Source organism: Cytobacillus sp. Bac17, assembly GCF_024519925.1.
Taxonomy (GTDB): domain Bacteria; phylum Bacillota; class Bacilli; order Bacillales; family Cytobacillaceae; genus Cytobacillus; species Cytobacillus pseudoceanisediminis.
Window position 1 is genome coordinate 460,556 of record NZ_JALJRC010000001.1, and the last position, 16,273, is coordinate 476,828.

A 16,273-nucleotide genomic window follows, 5' to 3' on the forward strand; every position below is an offset into this window, starting at 1 on the left:
CGTCCATTAGTTTATATTATTATTGTTATTTTTTCCAAAATCCTGATTATTATTTTCCCGATTCTGGATTCTCTTCTCGCTTAACAATTCGGATACAGTTCCAATCTGAAGGTTCTTTTGCTTAAGCCCCGTAATAAGTCTATCGAGTGCTTTTTCGGTGGAGTCAGTAGGGTGCATCAGAATCAGTGCTCCATTATGAACCTTTGATAACACCCTATTTATCAGCACATCCGGGGATGGCTTTTTCCAATCCACTGTATCAACAGTCCACATAACAGTGCCGAGGTTCTTCTCAGCAGCAATCTTCACTGTTTCATCTCTATAGCTGCCGCTTGGAGGAGCAAACCATGTAATGGGCTTACTCAGTTTTTCATCCATCGTGGCTTCAATCACATCATTTGTCTTTTGGATTTCTTCCCTTGTTTTAGCAGAAGAGATCACCTTCATATCCGGATGAGTGTACGAGTGGTTGCCCACTTCATGTCCTGCATCCATAATCATTCTGGCAAGTTCCGGATTATTCTTTACCCATCTTCCTTCAAGAAAGAAACTTGCTGACACATTATGTTCCTTTAAAGTTGCCAGCATACCGGACAAATATTCATTTCCCCATGCCACATTGATAATGAAACTGACCATCGGTTTATCGGGATGGCCTTTATATACAGGTGACGGAGGGAGGTCCTTTAGCTTCACCTTCGGTTCAATTTGTTTAAATACAAGCTTATCTTCATTGAACCTCTTCTCTGATTTCATCTTTTTATAAGATGCCTCAACATCTACTTCAATTCCGTTAAGCCCTGGAATGGCTTTCCATACACGGTCTATTTTTGCATCCTGTGCAGGAATGCTGTATTCATCTTTTTTTGCTGTAATCTCTTCATAAAGTAAATCCTTAGACTTGGAAACAGGTACGGCTCCCGTCTCCTGTTTGAGGCCAGATACATACTGATCAGTAAAAGGATTATTGATAAAAGCAAGTGCCATAACAAACATGATGGCGATATGGATAAACTTTCTCATTCTTCATGCCTCCTTCAATTCATAGTATGATTCAAAGGGACAAGGTAGAACGGAAGCAAATTACAAAGGTATAGGGCAAACGCCCCCATGGATATTCGTATATGTAAAAAGCCAGGGTTTCCCCTGGCTTCTAGGAAATTCAGCCCAGCAAAATGCTTCTCTTCTAAATAGAGGTTAGTATTATTGCTGTGCTTTTTCCTTTTGCTCACGCTGTTCACGCAATACGGCTTTGCGGGAAAGGTTTACGCGGCCTTGCTTATCGATTTCAGTAACTTTTACGAGAAGTTCGTCACCGATGGATACAACATCTTCCACTTTTCCTACACGCTCTTCAGCAAGTTCAGAAATGTGAACCAAACCATCTTTACCGGAGAAGATTTCAACAAATGCACCGAATTTTTCAATTCGTTTCACCTTGCCAAGATACATTTGTCCAACTTCCACTTCACGTACGATATCTTCAATAATCTTCTTCGCTTTTTGATTCATCTCTTCATCTACAGATGAGATGAATACTGTGCCATCTTGTTCGATATCAATCTTAACGCCTGTTTCTTCAATGATCTTATTGATCTGCTTTCCGCTTGGCCCAATGACATCACGGATTTTATCAGGGTTAATTGACATCATCAGAATCTTAGGAGCATATTCAGACAGCTCTTTTCTTGGCTGCCCAATAGTGCTCAGCATGGAATCAAGAATCTGCATGCGGCCTTTTTTCGCCTGCTGCAATGCTTCCTCAAGAATCTCACGAGACAAACCTTCAATTTTAATATCCATTTGCAGGGCAGTAACACCCTTGGATGTACCCGCCACTTTGAAGTCCATGTCACCCAGGTGGTCTTCCATACCCTGAATGTCTGTCAGGATTGAATAATGCTCGCCTGATTTAATAAGACCCATTGCTATACCGGCAACTGGCGCTTTAATAGGCACACCTGCATCCATCATTGCCAATGTACTTGCACAAATACTTGCCTGTGATGTTGAACCATTGGACTCTAATACCTCTGATACTAGACGGATTGTATAAGGGAAATCCTTTTCAGATGGAATGATCGGCTCAAGAGCGCGTTCTCCAAGAGCTCCATGTCCGATTTCGCGGCGTCCTGGCCCTCTAATTGGCCCAGTTTCACCTACACTGAAGTTAGGGAAATTGTAGTGGTGCATGAATCTCTTTTCTTCTTCAATGCCCAGACCATCAAGAATCTGTACATCTCCAAGAGCTCCTAATGTACAAATGCTCAGAGCCTGAGTTTGTCCGCGTGTAAACAAACCGGAACCATGTGTGCGCGGCAGAAGGCCTACCTCTGATGATAGCGGGCGGATAACATCCAATCCGCGTCCATCCGGGCGAACTTTATCTTCTGTGATTAGACGCCTCACTTCAGCTTTAACAATTTTATCAAGAATCTGCCTGATTTGCTTCAGCTTGTCATCGTCTGCTTCTTCACCTTCATATTTAGCTGTAATTTGTTCTTTAACGGCTTTAATGGCAGCTTCTCGGGCATGCTTCTCCTGCACCTGGATAGCTTGAATCATATCTTTCTCACAGATGCCGCGTACTTCAGCCTCAAGGTCCTGATCAACCTGGTATAGAACAATTTCCATTTTCTCTTTGCCGATTTCAGACGCAATTTCTTCCTGGAAAGCAATAAGGCGTTTGATTTCCTCATGGCCAAACATAATCGCCTCAAGCATTGTTTCTTCAGGCACTTCATCTGCACCTGCTTCTACCATGTTAATTGCATCTTTTGTACCGGCTACAACCAGGCTGATATCGCTCTTTTCAGCCTGATCCACAGATGGATTAATGATGAATTCTCCATCGATGCGCCCTACGCTGACCCCTGCAATCGGTCCGCCGAATGGAATATCCGACACAGAAAGAGCTAATGATGACCCAAACATTGCAGCCATTTCAGATGAGCAGTTTTGATCCACACTCATCACCATGCTTACAACCTGTACATCATTTCTGAAACCGTCAGCGAATAATGGACGGATTGGCCTGTCAATCAAGCGGCTGGCCAAAATCGCTTTTTCACTTGGACGTCCCTCTCTCTTAATAAACCCGCCGGGAATCTTACCAACAGCATATAAACGTTCTTCATAGTTAACTGTCAGCGGAAAGAAATCCAGATTTTTCGGTTCTTTTGATGCTGTAGCAGTACTTAATACTACAGTATCGCCATAGCGCACTAAAACTGCACCGTTAGCCTGTTTTGCAAGCTGGCCAATCTCAACGGTCAATTTGCGCCCAGCCCACTCAAGGCTGTAGACATGTTTATCTTGTCCCATATTTGTACCCCTCTCTGCTTTCACTTAAGGACAGGCGTCTATTCTGCCTGGTCCGTTCAATTGTTATTTATCCTGCATTAGCTGCAGATAATCCTGCCATGACATCAGCAAAGACTGATATCCTCTGCATTGCCAGCAGTCCAGTTTTATATAAAAGCATGAAATGCTCTTTAATCATAATAAAATTAGGCATCTTATAGTATGCACAATTTTTCCGTTTGCTAAAATAAGAATAACTTATGTATGTACATGATTAGGAACAAAATTCAAGTTTTTAAAGCTAATAAAAAAGCGGGAAAAAATCCCGCTTCTGTTGATTATCGACGTAAGCCAAGCTTATTAATTAACTCACGGTAACGAGCAACGTCTTTGTTGCGAAGGTAAGTTAATAGGTTACGGCGCTTACCAACCATTTTCAAAAGACCGCGACGTGAATGGTGGTCTTTCTTGTGAGTACGTAAATGGTCGTTCAAATTGTTGATTTCTTCAGTAAGGACAGCGATTTGAACTTCTGGAGATCCAGTGTCGCTTTCATGAGTTTTGAACTCATTGATTAGCTCATTTTTACGTTCTTTAGTGATTGCCATCCGGTTCACCTCCTAAATTTTCAATCCCCTGTTACTGAGCAAGCGTCGGTGACTCGACTTGCCAAGCAAAGGTTCATTTGGTACGTTACTTAGAATACAACTTTTTATGACAAAAAGCAAGGCTAAACCCTGTTTTTCTCAAAATATTGCTCAGTCTGCTGTTTATCCTTCGCAATTTGGGCGATTAATTCCTGAACGCCAGCAAATTTCCTTTCGTTTCTAAGATGTTTATGCCATTCAACCGTAACTTTCCTGCCATAAATATCTGAAGAGAAATCAAAAATATGGACTTCAACCGATGGCCTATCCCCCTTTTCCTTATTAAAGGTAGGTTTGTAGCCAACATTGCATACCCCTTCATACCAGCTGCCATCTACTAAGAATCTCACAGCATATACACCTGGCGGTGGGATGATACAGTCATCCGAAACATCCACGTTCGCAGTAGGAAAGCCGATTGTACGGCCCCTCTTATCGCCATGGATAACGGTACCTGATGTTTTATAATATCTTCCTAAAAGGTCGGGAAGCTCAGCTGTTTTCCCTTCCCGGATGTATTTCCTTATAAGCGTAGAGCTGATTTTTTCGTCTTCTTTTGCAAGCTTTGCAACGACCGAATAATCAAATTGATCCCTTGAATGGAACAATAGTGTTTCCATTGTACCGCGCCCCATTCTCCCATAGGAATAATCAAAGCCTGCTACAACATGCTTTGCATTAAGACCAATCAGGTATTGATCAACAAACTCCTGCGGCAGGAGATTTGCAAACTCCCTTGTAAAATTGATGATAAACAAATAATCTATGCCCAAATCAGCCATGATAGCAATTTTATCCTCAAGAGGCGTAATATACTCCACATGCTGAACGCTTTTCCCCAAAACAACCGATGGATGCGGGTCAAATGTCATAACAGCACTTTTTAATCCTTTTTGTTCCGCTATTGATTTTGCTTCACGGATGACTTTCTGGTGACCCAGATGAACACCATCAAAATATCCAAGTGCTATTGCCATTTCAGGCAATACGGTTCTATCCATTCGATGGGGATGATTTATATGAATAACTTCCATATTATTGATTCACCTTTTTCTACAGAGCCTGGACCTATAAAAATGCACAGCTTTTTAACGAGTGCTTATTGATCATTTCTTAACACCTTTACTGGCTTCATCATCCCAGGTTTGCGCGGATGATGCTCATAGATAGCCAGCACGAGGCCTGCCTCTGTTTCCACTGCAATTGGCCCTTTAGTGTTATGCAAATGATCAGGGATAGTTAATACAGCCCCATTTTTTACTTTCTCTGCTACTTTATCACTTATTTGAAATTTCGGCAAATGAGAAAGCGCGGCTTCCATAGGACGAAGAACCTCGTCCATTGTCCCCTTCTCCACTCTTTCTTCTATTTCTTCAAAAGTCAGGCAATCATCAAGTGTCAATGAGGCAGACTGGATTCTGACCAGCTCAGACATATGAGCAGGGTATCCCAGTTCACTTCCAATCATGACAGCAAGAGTACGTATATATGTTCCTTTGCTGCAGGCTACACGGAAACGGAAGGTAATATTCTCACCCTCAAACATTTTTCTGCCATCGAGCAGTTCGATAGAGTAAATAGTAACTTTCCTGGACGGTCGTTCTACTTCTATTCCCTGTCTTGCATATTCATAGAGGCGTTTCCCATTCACTTTTACTGCTGAAAACATAGGAGGTGTCTGAGTAATTTCCCCGGTCAGACTTTGAAGTGCATCCATTATTTGATTTCTGGCAATAGGTGCTGTAACATCTTTTCTCTCCACGACTTCTCCTGATGCATCTTCTGTTGTCGTAGAAAAGCCTATTGTGACTTCTCCCTCATATGACTTTCCAGCATCTGTTATGTATTCAGCCACCTTTGTTGCCCTCCCAAGGCAGATTGGGAGTACACCAGTTACGTCTGGATCGAGTGTGCCAGTGTGGCCGATTTTTTTCATCCGCAAAATCTTCCGAAGCTTAAAGACACAATCATGGGATGTCATTCCTTTAGGTTTAAAAAGCGGCAAAATTCCTTCCATATCATGTACCACCTTGTCTTGTAATTAGAAAAAAATGGATAGACAAAATGTCTATCCATTCCATTATTCTTCTTCATTGGAGCGATCCTCATCTTTGGAACGGCCTTCGTCCTGAATTTGATGGAGCAATGATTCTATACGGTTTCCGTAGTCGATTGATTCATCAAATTCGAAAAGAATTTCCGGCGTTTTTCTCAGCCGGATTCGCTGGCCAATTTCAGATCGGATAAAGCCTTTTGCTTTAGCCAGACCCCGAAGCGTATTTTCCCTTTGTTCCTCATCACCCAGAACTGAGATAAATACGGTTGCCTGCTGGAGATCCCCAGTAACTTGAACATCGGTAACTGTTACAAATCCAACCCGCGGGTCCTTTATTTTCCTGCCGATGATTTCGCCCAGTTCTTTTTTCATTTGTTCTCCAACTCGATTTGCTCTAAGGCTCATTCTATATCACCTCTTCTTAAAGCCACTCTAAATCTGTAATTGTCCGTTCTATTTCCGGGAACGAATCAATCATCTTAAGCGCATTTTGCAGCTCGTGTTCCGTTGAAACCTGGGTGGACGAAACGGCCACAATGGCAATTTTTGTCCGCTGCCATAGGTCCTGATAGTCCACCTCAGATACAGATACATTGTATCTTTGCTTCAGCCGGGTGAGAATCCGCTGCAAAACAGCCCGTTTCTCTTTCAAAGAATGTGTGTCATAAATGATACATTCACAGGCTGCAAGCCCAATTATCATTAACGTTCCACTTCTTCCATAATATATGCTTCGATAACGTCGCCTTCTTTAACGTCATTGAAGTTTTTGATGGTAATACCGCATTCATAGCCTTGAGCTACTTCTTTAGCGTCATCTTTGAATCGCTTAAGAGCATCAACTTCCCCTTCAAAAATAACAACTCCATCGCGGATTAAGCGGACACCGCTGTCACGAGTGATTTTTCCGTCTGTGACATACGAACCTGCAATGGTACCGATTTTTGAAACTTTGAATGTCTGGCGTACTTCGGCCTGGCCGATGATTTTTTCTTCGAACTCAGGGTCAAGCATACCCTGCATCGCCAGTTCAATTTCCTCAATTACTTTGTAGATGATGCGGTGCAGACGGATATCCACATCTTCAGCTTCTGCTGCACGTTTTGCATTATTGTCAGGACGTACATTAAATCCGATGACAATAGCATTGAAAGCTGCAGCTAAAGTGATGTCAGACTCATTAATGGCACCGACACCTGTATGAAGGATACGAACATTAACACCCTCTACATCTATTTTATGAAGCGCAGCAGTTAATGCTTCCGCTGAACCTTGAACATCCGCTTTAACAACGATGTTTAAGTCTTTCATTTCCCCTTGTTTCATATGTTCAAACAAGTTATCAAGACTTACGCGTGTTTTTTCGTTTCTTTGGGCCTGTAATGCCTGCTGGGCACGAGCTTCACCAATCTGGCGGGCTGTCTTTTCATCATCAAGTACAGCAAAGCGGTCACCAGCTTGAGGAACATCGTTAAGACCTGTAATTTCAACAGGTGTTGAAGGTCCGGCAGTTTTCACCCGGCGGCCAAGATCATTAACCATTGCACGGACACGTCCAAATGTGTTGCCGACAACGATTGGATCTCCTACTTTCAATGTACCGTTTTGCACAAGCAGAGTCGCAACTGAACCGCGTCCTTTGTCAAGCTGTGCTTCGATAACTGTACCAACGGCATTGCGGTCAGGATTAGCCTTGTATTCTTCCACTTCACCTACAAGAAGAATCATTTCAAGCAGTTCATCAATTCCATCGCCTTTTATAGCAGAGATTGGAACAAAAATTGTGTCTCCGCCCCATGCCTCAGGAACTAGGTTATGTTCAGTCAGTTCCTGCATGACACGGTCAGGATTTGCTGCTTCCTTATCCATTTTGTTAACAGCCACAATGATTGGCACTTCTGCTGCTTTTGCATGGTTGATTGCTTCAACCGTTTGCGGCATAACACCATCATCTGCTGCAACAACGAGAATTGTAATATCGGTAATTTTCGCACCACGGGCACGCATAGTCGTAAACGCTGCGTGTCCAGGAGTATCAAGGAAGGTTATCTTTTTGCCGTTCTCTTCAACTTGATAAGCTCCGATATGCTGTGTGATCCCGCCAGCTTCTCCCGCTGTTACTTTCGTGTTGCGGATGGAGTCTAGCAATGTTGTTTTACCATGGTCAACGTGTCCCATGATGGTTACAACAGATGGACGTTCCACTAGTTCGGCATTTTCATCTTCTGTGAAGTATACTTCAAGATCGGTTGTATCAACCAGCACCTCTTCTTCTACTTCTACACCATATTCACCTGCAATCAGCTCAATGGCATCTTTGTCAAGATCCTGGTTAATGGTTGCCATAACACCCAGCATGAATAACTTTTTAATGATTTCAGAAGGTTCGCGGTGAAGCTTCTTTGCCAGTTCCGCTACAGTCAGTGATTCGCTGAAAGTAATTTTTGAAGGAAGCTCCTTCACTTTTTTAGGAGCTGGGGCCACAAAAGTCTGCTGCTGTTTGCCTTTGTTGTTTTTATTCTTATTGTTGTTTCGGTTATTGTTTCGGTTGTTGTTATTGTTGCTTCTATTGTTGTTATTATTGTTTCTATTGTTGTTGTTATTGCCCCGGTTATTGCTGGACTGGCTGCCCTGCCCCTGGTTTCTGTTTTCACCTGGTTTATTCTGGGGCTTGCCTTTAACAGCTGTTGAACTGGCAGCACTATTATTTGAAGCTGGTTTTTGATTCCCTTGCGGTTTTTGCTGGTTTTGAGGTTTGCTCTGTTTTTGAGACTGGCTGTCATTCTTGATAAAGATGCCGTCAAGTTTCTGGACTGCAGCCGGCTCAATCGTAGTCATATGATTGGAAACCTCAATATTCATGTCTTTTAATTTTGTAATAACATCCTTGCTTGAAATGTTATGTTTTTTCGCATATTCATATACGCGCATTTTACTCATACTTTCACCCCCGCTAGTATTAATCGAGCAACGTTAACAGCTTTTTTGCAAATCCGGCATCTAACACTGCCACAACAACGCGGGCTTCCTTCCCTATAGCCTTACCAAGCATTTCCCGGTTTTGAATCAGCTTATAAGGAACCCCGAATGATTTACATTTATCTGTAACTTTTTTTGCCGTATTTGCGGATGCATCTGCAGACAGCAAAACAAGCTTTGCTTTGCCATTTCTGATCTCTTTAACAGCAAGCTCTTCTCCCGAAGTAATTTTCCGTGCCCGATTGGCTAAGCCAAGCAATGACATCCATTGATTTGAGTTCATTTGGATTGCCGTTTCTCCTTCTCTATTAACTCCAAGAGTTCTTCATAGATAGCATCATCTATGGAAACTTCTAAATGATTGGCTAAGATATTCTTTTTCTTTGCTAATAAAACTGCTTCCTTTTCTTTGGAAAGATAAGCCCCGCGCCCTGATTTTTTTCCGGTCGGGTCTACAGATACTTCCCCTTCTTTGGAGCGAACGATGCGAACGAGTTCTTTTTTCGGCCTCATTTCACCGGTAGCGACACATTTTCGCAAAGGAACTTTTTTACGATTGTTCACGATCATTCACCTCTTCCCTATTCTTTTCCCTCTAAAAGATTATCCTGAAAATCGAAGTCTGCATCATTTTCGTAGTCTTCGTTTTCGTAACCATCATTATCAAAGTTCAACAGTGTTTCATCCCGCGGATAAATTCCGGCTTCACGGGCATCTGTTTCTGATTTGATATCAATTTTCCAGCCTGTAAGCTTGGCTGCAAGTCTTGCATTCTGGCCGCGCTTTCCGATTGCCAGGGATAGCTGATAATCCGGGACTACAACTGTTGTTGCTTTGTCAACTTCATTTACGATTACGTCAAGCACCTTTGAAGGACTAAGTGCATTTGCAACGAAAACTACCGGATCTGAAGACCACTTTACAATATCAATTTTTTCGCCCTTAAGCTCATTTACTACCGCCTGTACACGTGTTCCCTTAGGGCCTACACATGAACCTACCGGATCTACTTCTTCATTGTCTGAATGTACGGAGATCTTAGAACGGTCCCCTGCTTCACGCGCAACAGATTTGATTTCAACAGTTCCATCATAAATTTCTGGAACTTCAATTTCAAATAATCTCTTCAGCAGACCAGGATGCGTTCTGCTAACAAAGATTTGTGGTCCTTTTGTTGTCTTTTCTACTTTTGTAATAAAGACTTTAATGCGGTCATGGGGCTGATAACGCTCATTTGGCATTTGTTCGTTCGCCGGAAGGATTGCTTCAATCTTTCCAAGGCTCACATAGATGAACTTAGGATCTGTACGCTGAACAATTCCCGTCATGATATCTTCTTCACGGTCGATAAATTCAGAATAAATGATGCCTCTCTCCGCTTCACGGACACGCTGTGTAACAACCTGTTTGGCCGTTTGGGCAGCAATGCGCCCAAAGTCCTTAGGAGTTACTTCCATTTCGACGACATCTTCCACCTGGTAGTTCGGGTTGATCTTTTGAGCATCTTCAACTGAAATTTCAAGACGCGGATCAAATACTTCATCCACTACCTCTTTTCGTGCAAAGACTCTCATCGTTCCGTTTCCTAGGTTTAAATCAATGCGCACATTCTGTGCCTGGTTAAAGTTTCTGCGGTAGGCTGACACCAATGCAGCTTCAATTGCTTCGATAATCACATCGCGAGAAATGCCTTTTTCTTTCTCAAGCAATGTCAGAGCATCCAAAAGTTCACTGCTCATGAGATTTATATCCCCCTTTATTTCTCTTATAAAAATGATCAACTCTAAAGTAGCAATTTGCTTTAATTAATAAGACAAGTAAGTATTGGTTTTTGAACGTCAACAACTGTCTAGCGCAAGCTGCCTACCCCCTCGAGGTGAGGCCCCAGGATGAGGGTCATGCAGACGTTGCCACAGGACACGGCGCTCTTAGTCTGCGTTCCTTCGTGGGCAAGACGCTTCCGCTTTTCTTAATAAGCAAGCCCGCAATCAGCCGTCATTAGAAAACAACGGCTAAACGGGCATTCGCTACCTTCTCATAAGGAATTTCGATCCTTTTCTTCCTTGTTTTGATTGTCACTTCAACCGTAACGGTCTCCCCGTCAAATTGGGTTAATACACCTTCGAACGTCTTTTCTCCATCAATCGGCTCGTATGTTTTTATGAAAACATTCTTGCCAACTGCCTTAACAAAATCACTGTCTTTCTTTAGAGGGCGTTCAGCTCCCGGCGATGAAACTTCCAAGAAATAGTTGTAAGGAATCGGATCTTCAGCATCAAGCTTTTCACTAAGCCTTTCACTGACCGTTCCGCATTCCTCGATATCAACACCAGTTTCTTTATCAATAAATACGCGAAGGAACCAGTCTTTCCCTTCTTTTACATATTCAATGTCGACTAATTCTAAATTAAGTTCATCCACAATAGGGGTGACCAGTTGTTCCACCGTTTCAGTCACTTTGCTCATTCATTTCCCTCCTTTTTACTGGATTCTTAGCTCTTGTTTTACAAAAGTTTTATTTTGATATACAGGAAGACTTTTTCGGATATATTGTTGTTTTTCATCTATCTATATTGTCCTTTGATTTTCGCTCCAGGCTGCTCAGCGAACCGCGTGGCGGGCGGTGAGCCTCTCCCGCATAAGTCTTCGCACCTTCCGCTACAATCAACTCAGCAAATAATATACAAAAAGCAACAAAACTTACGAAAACAATCTTCAGGAAAAAACCGTACACAACACGAAAGAGTGGGTTGCCCCACTCTTCCTTTTGCGAGAGTTATTCTTAGTATTTCCAATAAAACTATACCATAACCAATTTTTTTATGCAAATGGAATAGCTGTCAGCAGAAGGGGGCGGACCATTTGCCTGCCCTCTTTTTTAGAATAGTGAAAGCTGATTTTGTTCAGGAAGAGATTCAAGGCAGCCGTGATTATCCAGATACTCGATAATCGTCTTGGACACTTTTCCGCGCTGCTGCAAATCTTCTTTGGATAGGAATTCTCCTTCTTCCCTTGCTTTAACAATATTGAATGCTGCGTTTGTACCCAATCCTGGAATGGAATTAAACGGCGGTATCAAAGAATTTCCATCAATGATAAACTCATTTGCGCTAGAGCGGTATAAGTCCACCTTTTGGAAGTTAAAGCCCCTTTCGTTCATTTCCAAAGCCAGCTCCATTACAGTTAATAGATTTTTTTCTTTCGTAGAAGCATCAAGTCCCTTTGCATTGATTTCTTCGATGCGGGAACGTATCGCCTGGGATCCTTTAACCATGGCATCAACGTCAAAGTCCTCTGCACGAACAGTGAAGTATGCTGCATAGTAAAGAAGCGGATGGTGCACTTTAAAATATGCAATCCGGACTGCCATTAATACGTAGGCTGCCGCATGGGCTTTAGGGAACATGTATTTAATCTTTTTACAGGAATCAATATACCATTCCGGCACTTCATTCTTTCTCATTTCAGCTTCCATTTCATCGCTCAGGCCTTTACCCTTACGAACCGATTCCATAATTTTAAAAGCAAAAGCAGGCTCAAGCCCCTGATAGATTAAATAAACCATAATATCATCGCGGCACCCGATTACTTCACTTAAGTTACAAATATTATTATGGATCAATTCTTGGGCATTCCCGAGCCAAACATCTGTACCATGAGAAAGACCCGAAATCTGGACAAGTTCTGAGAAAGTGGTCGGCTTTGTATCTTCAAGCATCTGGCGGACAAATCGTGTACCAAATTCCGGTATGCCTAGTGTTCCAGTTTTACACATGATTTGCTCTTCTGTCACACCAAGTGATTCCGGCCCGCTAAAAATTTTCATTACTTCAGGATCATCTGTCGGAATCGTTTTTGGATCAATACCGCTAAGATCCTGAAGCATCCTTATGACGGTTGGGTCGTCGTGCCCTAGTATATCGAGTTTTAATAGATTATCGTGAATTGAATGGAAGTCAAAATGAGTCGTTTTCCATTCAGATGTCCGGTCGTCAGCAGGGAACTGAATAGGCGAAAAATCATAAATATCCATGTAATCTGGCACAACAATAATACCGCCAGGGTGCTGTCCTGTTGTCCGCTTTACTCCTGTGCAGCCGGAAGCAAGCCTGTCAATTTCGGCACCCCTGATTTGAAGATTATTATCCTGCTGGTATGCTTTGACATAACCATAAGCTGTTTTGTCTGCCACAGTACCGATTGTTCCTGCACGGTATACATATTCCTCCCCGAATAGCACCTTTGTATAGTTATGTGCCCTCGGCTGGTATTCCCCCGAAAAGTTCAAGTCAATATCGGGAACCTTATCTCCCTTGAAACCAAGGAACGTTTCGAACGGGATATCATGTCCATCTTTTTTATATTTTGCTCCACAGTTCGGGCAGTCTTTATCAGGCAGGTCAAAACCGGAGCCAACTGACCCGTCATTGAAAAACTCGGATGTCTTGCATTCCGGGCAAACGTAATGGGGAGGCAGCGGATTTACTTCAGTTATTTCGGTCATCGTCGCAACAAAAGAGGAGCCGACTGATCCACGGGAACCAACAAGATAGCCATCATCCAGTGATCTTTTTACAAGCTTATGTGAGATCAGATAGATAACCGCGAACCCATGCCCGATAATACTCTTAAGTTCTTTTTCAAGGCGGGCTTCAACGATCTCAGGTAGCGGATCACCATAGATTTTCCTAGCCATTCCGTAACTCATGCTGCGCATTTCTTCATCTGCGCCTTCAATTTTTGGTGTATACAAATCATCTTTAATCGGCTTAATTTCTTCAATCATATCCGCTATTCTGTTCGTATTCTCTACCACAATTTCCTTCGCTTTGTCTTTGCCAAGGAATGAAAAAGCATCAAGCATTTCATTAGTAGTCCTGAAGTGAACATCCGGGAGCTGATGGCGATTCAAAGGATTTGCTCCTCCCTGTGAATTAACAAGGATTTTCCGATAGATTTTATCATTTGGATTCAGGTAGTGTACATTGCCTGTCGCGACAACCGGCAGATCAAGCTTTTCTCCCAACTTTACAATATTGCCGATAATCTCTTCCAGCGCTTTTTCATCTCTTACAAGTTCAAGCTCCAAAAGGTGTGCATAGACAGCTTTCGGGTGCACTTCAAGATAATCGTAGAATTGCGCTGTATCTTCCACTTCATCTGGAGATTTCTGCATCATGCCTTCAAAAACTTCGCCTTTGTCACATCCCGATCCAACCAGAATTCCTGCACGATGTTTTTGCAGGACTGACCTCGGAATGCGGGGCACTCTGTAAAAATATTCAAGATGCGAGATGGATACGAGTTTAAAGATATTTTTCAAGCCTTCTTCTGTCTGAGCAAGCAGGGTGCAGTGCGCTGGTCTTGCACGCTGATAGGCATTTCCCTGACCCATATTATCATTGAATTGATCATGATATTCGATCCCTTTTTCATCTGCATGCTTAAGCATCTTAAGAAGCAGATAACCTGTGGCTTCCGCGTCATATATGGCACGGTGATGCTGGGTAAGTTCAACGTCGAACTTTTTGGCAAGCGTGTTCAGACGATGATTTTTCATGTCCGGATATAGAAAGCGTGCAAGTTCAAGAGTATCTATTACAGGATTAGACGCTTTGCCTATGCCCATTTTTTTATAGCCTACATTTAGGAAGCCCATGTCGAAGGATGCATTATGAGCTACTAAAACAGCATCTCCTGCCCATTCATGGAACTTCTTCAGTACCTCTTCCACTTCCGGTGCATTCTCCACCAGATCATCGGTGATTCCAGTCAGATTGATCGTTGTTGCCGACAAAGGGTGATGAGGGTTTGCAAAGGATTCAAACCGATCAATGATTTCACCATCATGAATCTTAACCGCGGCAAGCTCAATGATCGTATCATATACAGCTGATAAGCCTGTTGTCTCAACGTCAAATACAACATACGTATCTTCAGTAAGCTTGCGATGCGCATCATTATAGGCAATCGGCACACCATCATCCACAAGGTTCGCTTCAATTCCGTATAAGATCTTTATATCATTCTTTTTCCCGGCACCATAGGCTTCAGGGAATGATTGAGCAACAGCATGATCAGTAATGGCAATAGCTTTGTGTCCCCACTTTTTCGCCTGTGAAACAAGTGCACTGACAGATGAAACTGCATCCATTTGGCTCATCGGTGTATGAAGATGAAGTTCAACCCTTTTTTCTTCAGCAGGTGATGTATCCTGTCTTTGAATAGGTTTAATTTCATTGATATCGTTCCCGATCATTACCAGGTCACGTACAAATGTATCGTTTTGTATGCTGCCTCGGACCTTTAGCCACATACCTTTTTGAACATGCTGAAATAAAGCAGCATCCTCTTTGTCCCGCGAGAACATTTTTACAAGAATGGAGCTGGTATAATCAGTAATTTTGAAAGTTAAGAGTGTCCGGCCGCTGCGGAGTTCTCTCGTTTCAGCAGCAAACACATAGCCTTCAACGGCTACTCTGCGCTCTTCATCAACTATATCAATCAATTTGCGGTAATCTGCATCATCCTTAATGGTAAGACCGATTGTAAGCGGCCCCTGAGGTGCTGAAGGATCTGCTGATTCAGCTTCTGCTTCTTTCTTCTGCATCTCGATTGCTGCCTGGAGACCGCGCTCCTGATCTTCTTTGCGTTTGGCCTCCATGAATTTTTCATATTCTTCATTGGATCCTTCAGAAGATACTTCTGTATCAACTGTTAAGGCCGGAAAGCCAAAAACTTGAAAAACATCTGAAATAGTGCCGGCATACTTTTTCTTGATAGACAATCCTTCCAATTCATTTCGGACCTTAATGATAAGTTTGTTGCCCTGAACAGAAGGAACCTGTTCATTCAGAAGCTTTATGAGCGGGGGCGCCATGCCATCCATTTCTTTGATGCAGTTGTGCCAGTATTCAAGAACAAGCTGTTCAGTAAAATCCTGATTTTTCACAGATATGCTGTAGGAAATTTCTGCAATATGGGAAAATGTCTTTTCCAGCTGATCTGTGAAGCGGCTATATACACTGCAAGGCACAATCTTTGGAAAAGCAAAATAAAAATGCCATTTCCGTGACTGTCTTTCGACTATGACCCTTTCGATCTGGGCATCATGAAAGTGCTGCACAAAGGCATCTTCAGTTAGCTGCATCTGCTGGAGCAAGAGCTGAAATCTAGAAGGTTCGCTCATCTTTCTCTCTCCCATCTAATAAACTTGGTTTCTATGTTTTACACTTTTGTTATAATCCTTGTTTTAATTCAATATTCTGCCCGTTGATTTCATCACGTG

Annotated in this window: 14 protein-coding genes; all 14 read right to left on the minus strand. The window is 42.6% G+C overall.

The window, feature by feature from the left end; all coding sequences use genetic code 11:
• Positions 1-6: 6 nt before the first annotated feature.
• On the minus strand, positions 7-1,023 hold the full coding sequence (locus NR125_RS02290; protein WP_251175175.1) for a polysaccharide deacetylase family protein: 1,017 nt from the start codon (positions 1,021-1,023) through the stop codon (positions 7-9).
• Between the two features lie 180 nt (positions 1,024-1,203).
• Positions 1,204-3,324 carry a polyribonucleotide nucleotidyltransferase gene (pnp, locus tag NR125_RS02295; protein ID WP_009330697.1) on the minus strand — a complete coding sequence of 707 codons (2,121 nt, stop codon included), beginning with the start codon at positions 3,322-3,324 and terminating at the stop codon, positions 1,204-1,206.
• 67 nt (positions 3,325-3,391) lie between these two features.
• The gene (locus NR125_RS02300) at positions 3,392-3,517 is read right to left on the minus strand and encodes a hypothetical protein (RefSeq protein ID WP_256814685.1); all 126 of its coding nucleotides are present in this window, start codon (positions 3,515-3,517) and stop codon (positions 3,392-3,394) included.
• Between the two features lie 124 nt (positions 3,518-3,641).
• Positions 3,642-3,911, minus strand: coding sequence for a 30S ribosomal protein S15 (gene rpsO, locus NR125_RS02305; protein WP_009330698.1), 270 nt, complete (start codon positions 3,909-3,911; stop codon positions 3,642-3,644).
• Between the two features lie 122 nt (positions 3,912-4,033).
• Positions 4,034-4,984: a bifunctional riboflavin kinase/FAD synthetase gene (gene ribF, locus NR125_RS02310; RefSeq protein ID WP_217025427.1), complete on the minus strand. Its 951-nt coding sequence runs from the start codon at positions 4,982-4,984 to the stop codon at positions 4,034-4,036.
• A gap of 65 nt (positions 4,985-5,049) precedes the next feature.
• Positions 5,050-5,967, minus strand: a complete 918-nt coding sequence (truB, locus tag NR125_RS02315) for a tRNA pseudouridine(55) synthase TruB (RefSeq protein WP_009330700.1) — start codon at positions 5,965-5,967, stop codon at positions 5,050-5,052.
• Between the two features lie 63 nt (positions 5,968-6,030).
• A complete protein-coding gene (rbfA, locus tag NR125_RS02320) occupies positions 6,031-6,411 on the minus strand; it encodes a 30S ribosome-binding factor RbfA (protein ID WP_009330701.1) in 381 nt (126 codons plus the stop codon).
• Between the two features lie 16 nt (positions 6,412-6,427).
• Positions 6,428-6,709, minus strand: a complete 282-nt coding sequence (locus tag NR125_RS02325) for a DUF503 domain-containing protein (protein WP_009330702.1) — start codon at positions 6,707-6,709, stop codon at positions 6,428-6,430.
• Positions 6,709-8,946 carry a translation initiation factor IF-2 gene (infB, locus tag NR125_RS02330; RefSeq protein WP_009330703.1) on the minus strand — a complete coding sequence of 746 codons (2,238 nt, stop codon included), beginning with the start codon at positions 8,944-8,946 and terminating at the stop codon, positions 6,709-6,711. The genes NR125_RS02325 and infB overlap by 1 nt, the downstream gene beginning before the upstream one ends.
• Positions 8,947-8,965: 19 nt before the next feature.
• Positions 8,966-9,268, minus strand: a complete 303-nt coding sequence (locus NR125_RS02335; protein WP_009330704.1) for a YlxQ family RNA-binding protein — start codon at positions 9,266-9,268, stop codon at positions 8,966-8,968.
• The gene (rnpM, locus tag NR125_RS02340) at positions 9,265-9,549 is read right to left on the minus strand and encodes an RNase P modulator RnpM (protein ID WP_009330705.1); all 285 of its coding nucleotides are present in this window, start codon (positions 9,547-9,549) and stop codon (positions 9,265-9,267) included. Before rnpM ends, NR125_RS02335 begins: the two co-directional genes overlap by 4 nt.
• A gap of 17 nt (positions 9,550-9,566) precedes the next feature.
• On the minus strand, positions 9,567-10,724 hold the full coding sequence (nusA, locus tag NR125_RS02345; RefSeq protein WP_251175174.1) for a transcription termination factor NusA: 1,158 nt from the start codon (positions 10,722-10,724) through the stop codon (positions 9,567-9,569).
• 259 nt (positions 10,725-10,983) lie between these two features.
• The gene (gene rimP / locus NR125_RS02350; RefSeq protein ID WP_009330707.1) at positions 10,984-11,451 is read right to left on the minus strand and encodes a ribosome maturation factor RimP; all 468 of its coding nucleotides are present in this window, start codon (positions 11,449-11,451) and stop codon (positions 10,984-10,986) included.
• Positions 11,452-11,863: 412 nt separating this feature from the next.
• Positions 11,864-16,174: a PolC-type DNA polymerase III gene (locus NR125_RS02355; protein ID WP_019381779.1), complete on the minus strand. Its 4,311-nt coding sequence runs from the start codon at positions 16,172-16,174 to the stop codon at positions 11,864-11,866.
• Positions 16,175-16,273 lie beyond the last annotated feature (99 nt).

What these genes read in the sequence shown, in the direction of transcription:
- NR125_RS02290 (WP_251175175.1), bottom strand. Translation starts at nt 1,023, where the DNA reads ATGAGAAAGTTTATCCATATCGCCATCATGTTTGTTATGGCACTTGCT.
- pnp (WP_009330697.1), bottom strand. Translation starts at nt 3,324, where the DNA reads ATGGGACAAGATAAACATGTCTACAGCCTTGAGTGGGCTGGGCGCAAA.
- NR125_RS02300 (WP_256814685.1), bottom strand. Translation starts at nt 3,517, where the DNA reads ATGCCTAATTTTATTATGATTAAAGAGCATTTCATGCTTTTATATAAA.
- rpsO (WP_009330698.1), bottom strand. Translation starts at nt 3,911, where the DNA reads ATGGCAATCACTAAAGAACGTAAAAATGAGCTAATCAATGAGTTCAAA.
- ribF (WP_217025427.1), bottom strand. Translation starts at nt 4,984, where the DNA reads ATGGAAGTTATTCATATAAATCATCCCCATCGAATGGATAGAACCGTA.
- truB (WP_009330700.1), bottom strand. Translation starts at nt 5,967, where the DNA reads ATGGAAGGAATTTTGCCGCTTTTTAAACCTAAAGGAATGACATCCCAT.
- rbfA (WP_009330701.1), bottom strand. Translation starts at nt 6,411, where the DNA reads ATGAGCCTTAGAGCAAATCGAGTTGGAGAACAAATGAAAAAAGAACTG.
- NR125_RS02325 (WP_009330702.1), bottom strand. Translation starts at nt 6,709, where the DNA reads ATGATAATTGGGCTTGCAGCCTGTGAATGTATCATTTATGACACACAT.
- infB (WP_009330703.1), bottom strand. Translation starts at nt 8,946, where the DNA reads ATGAGTAAAATGCGCGTATATGAATATGCGAAAAAACATAACATTTCA.
- NR125_RS02335 (WP_009330704.1), bottom strand. Translation starts at nt 9,268, where the DNA reads ATGAACTCAAATCAATGGATGTCATTGCTTGGCTTAGCCAATCGGGCA.
- nusA (WP_251175174.1), bottom strand. Translation starts at nt 10,724, where the DNA reads ATGAGCAGTGAACTTTTGGATGCTCTGACATTGCTTGAGAAAGAAAAA.
- rimP (WP_009330707.1), bottom strand. Translation starts at nt 11,451, where the DNA reads ATGAGCAAAGTGACTGAAACGGTGGAACAACTGGTCACCCCTATTGTG.
- NR125_RS02355 (WP_019381779.1), bottom strand. Translation starts at nt 16,174, where the DNA reads ATGAGCGAACCTTCTAGATTTCAGCTCTTGCTCCAGCAGATGCAGCTA.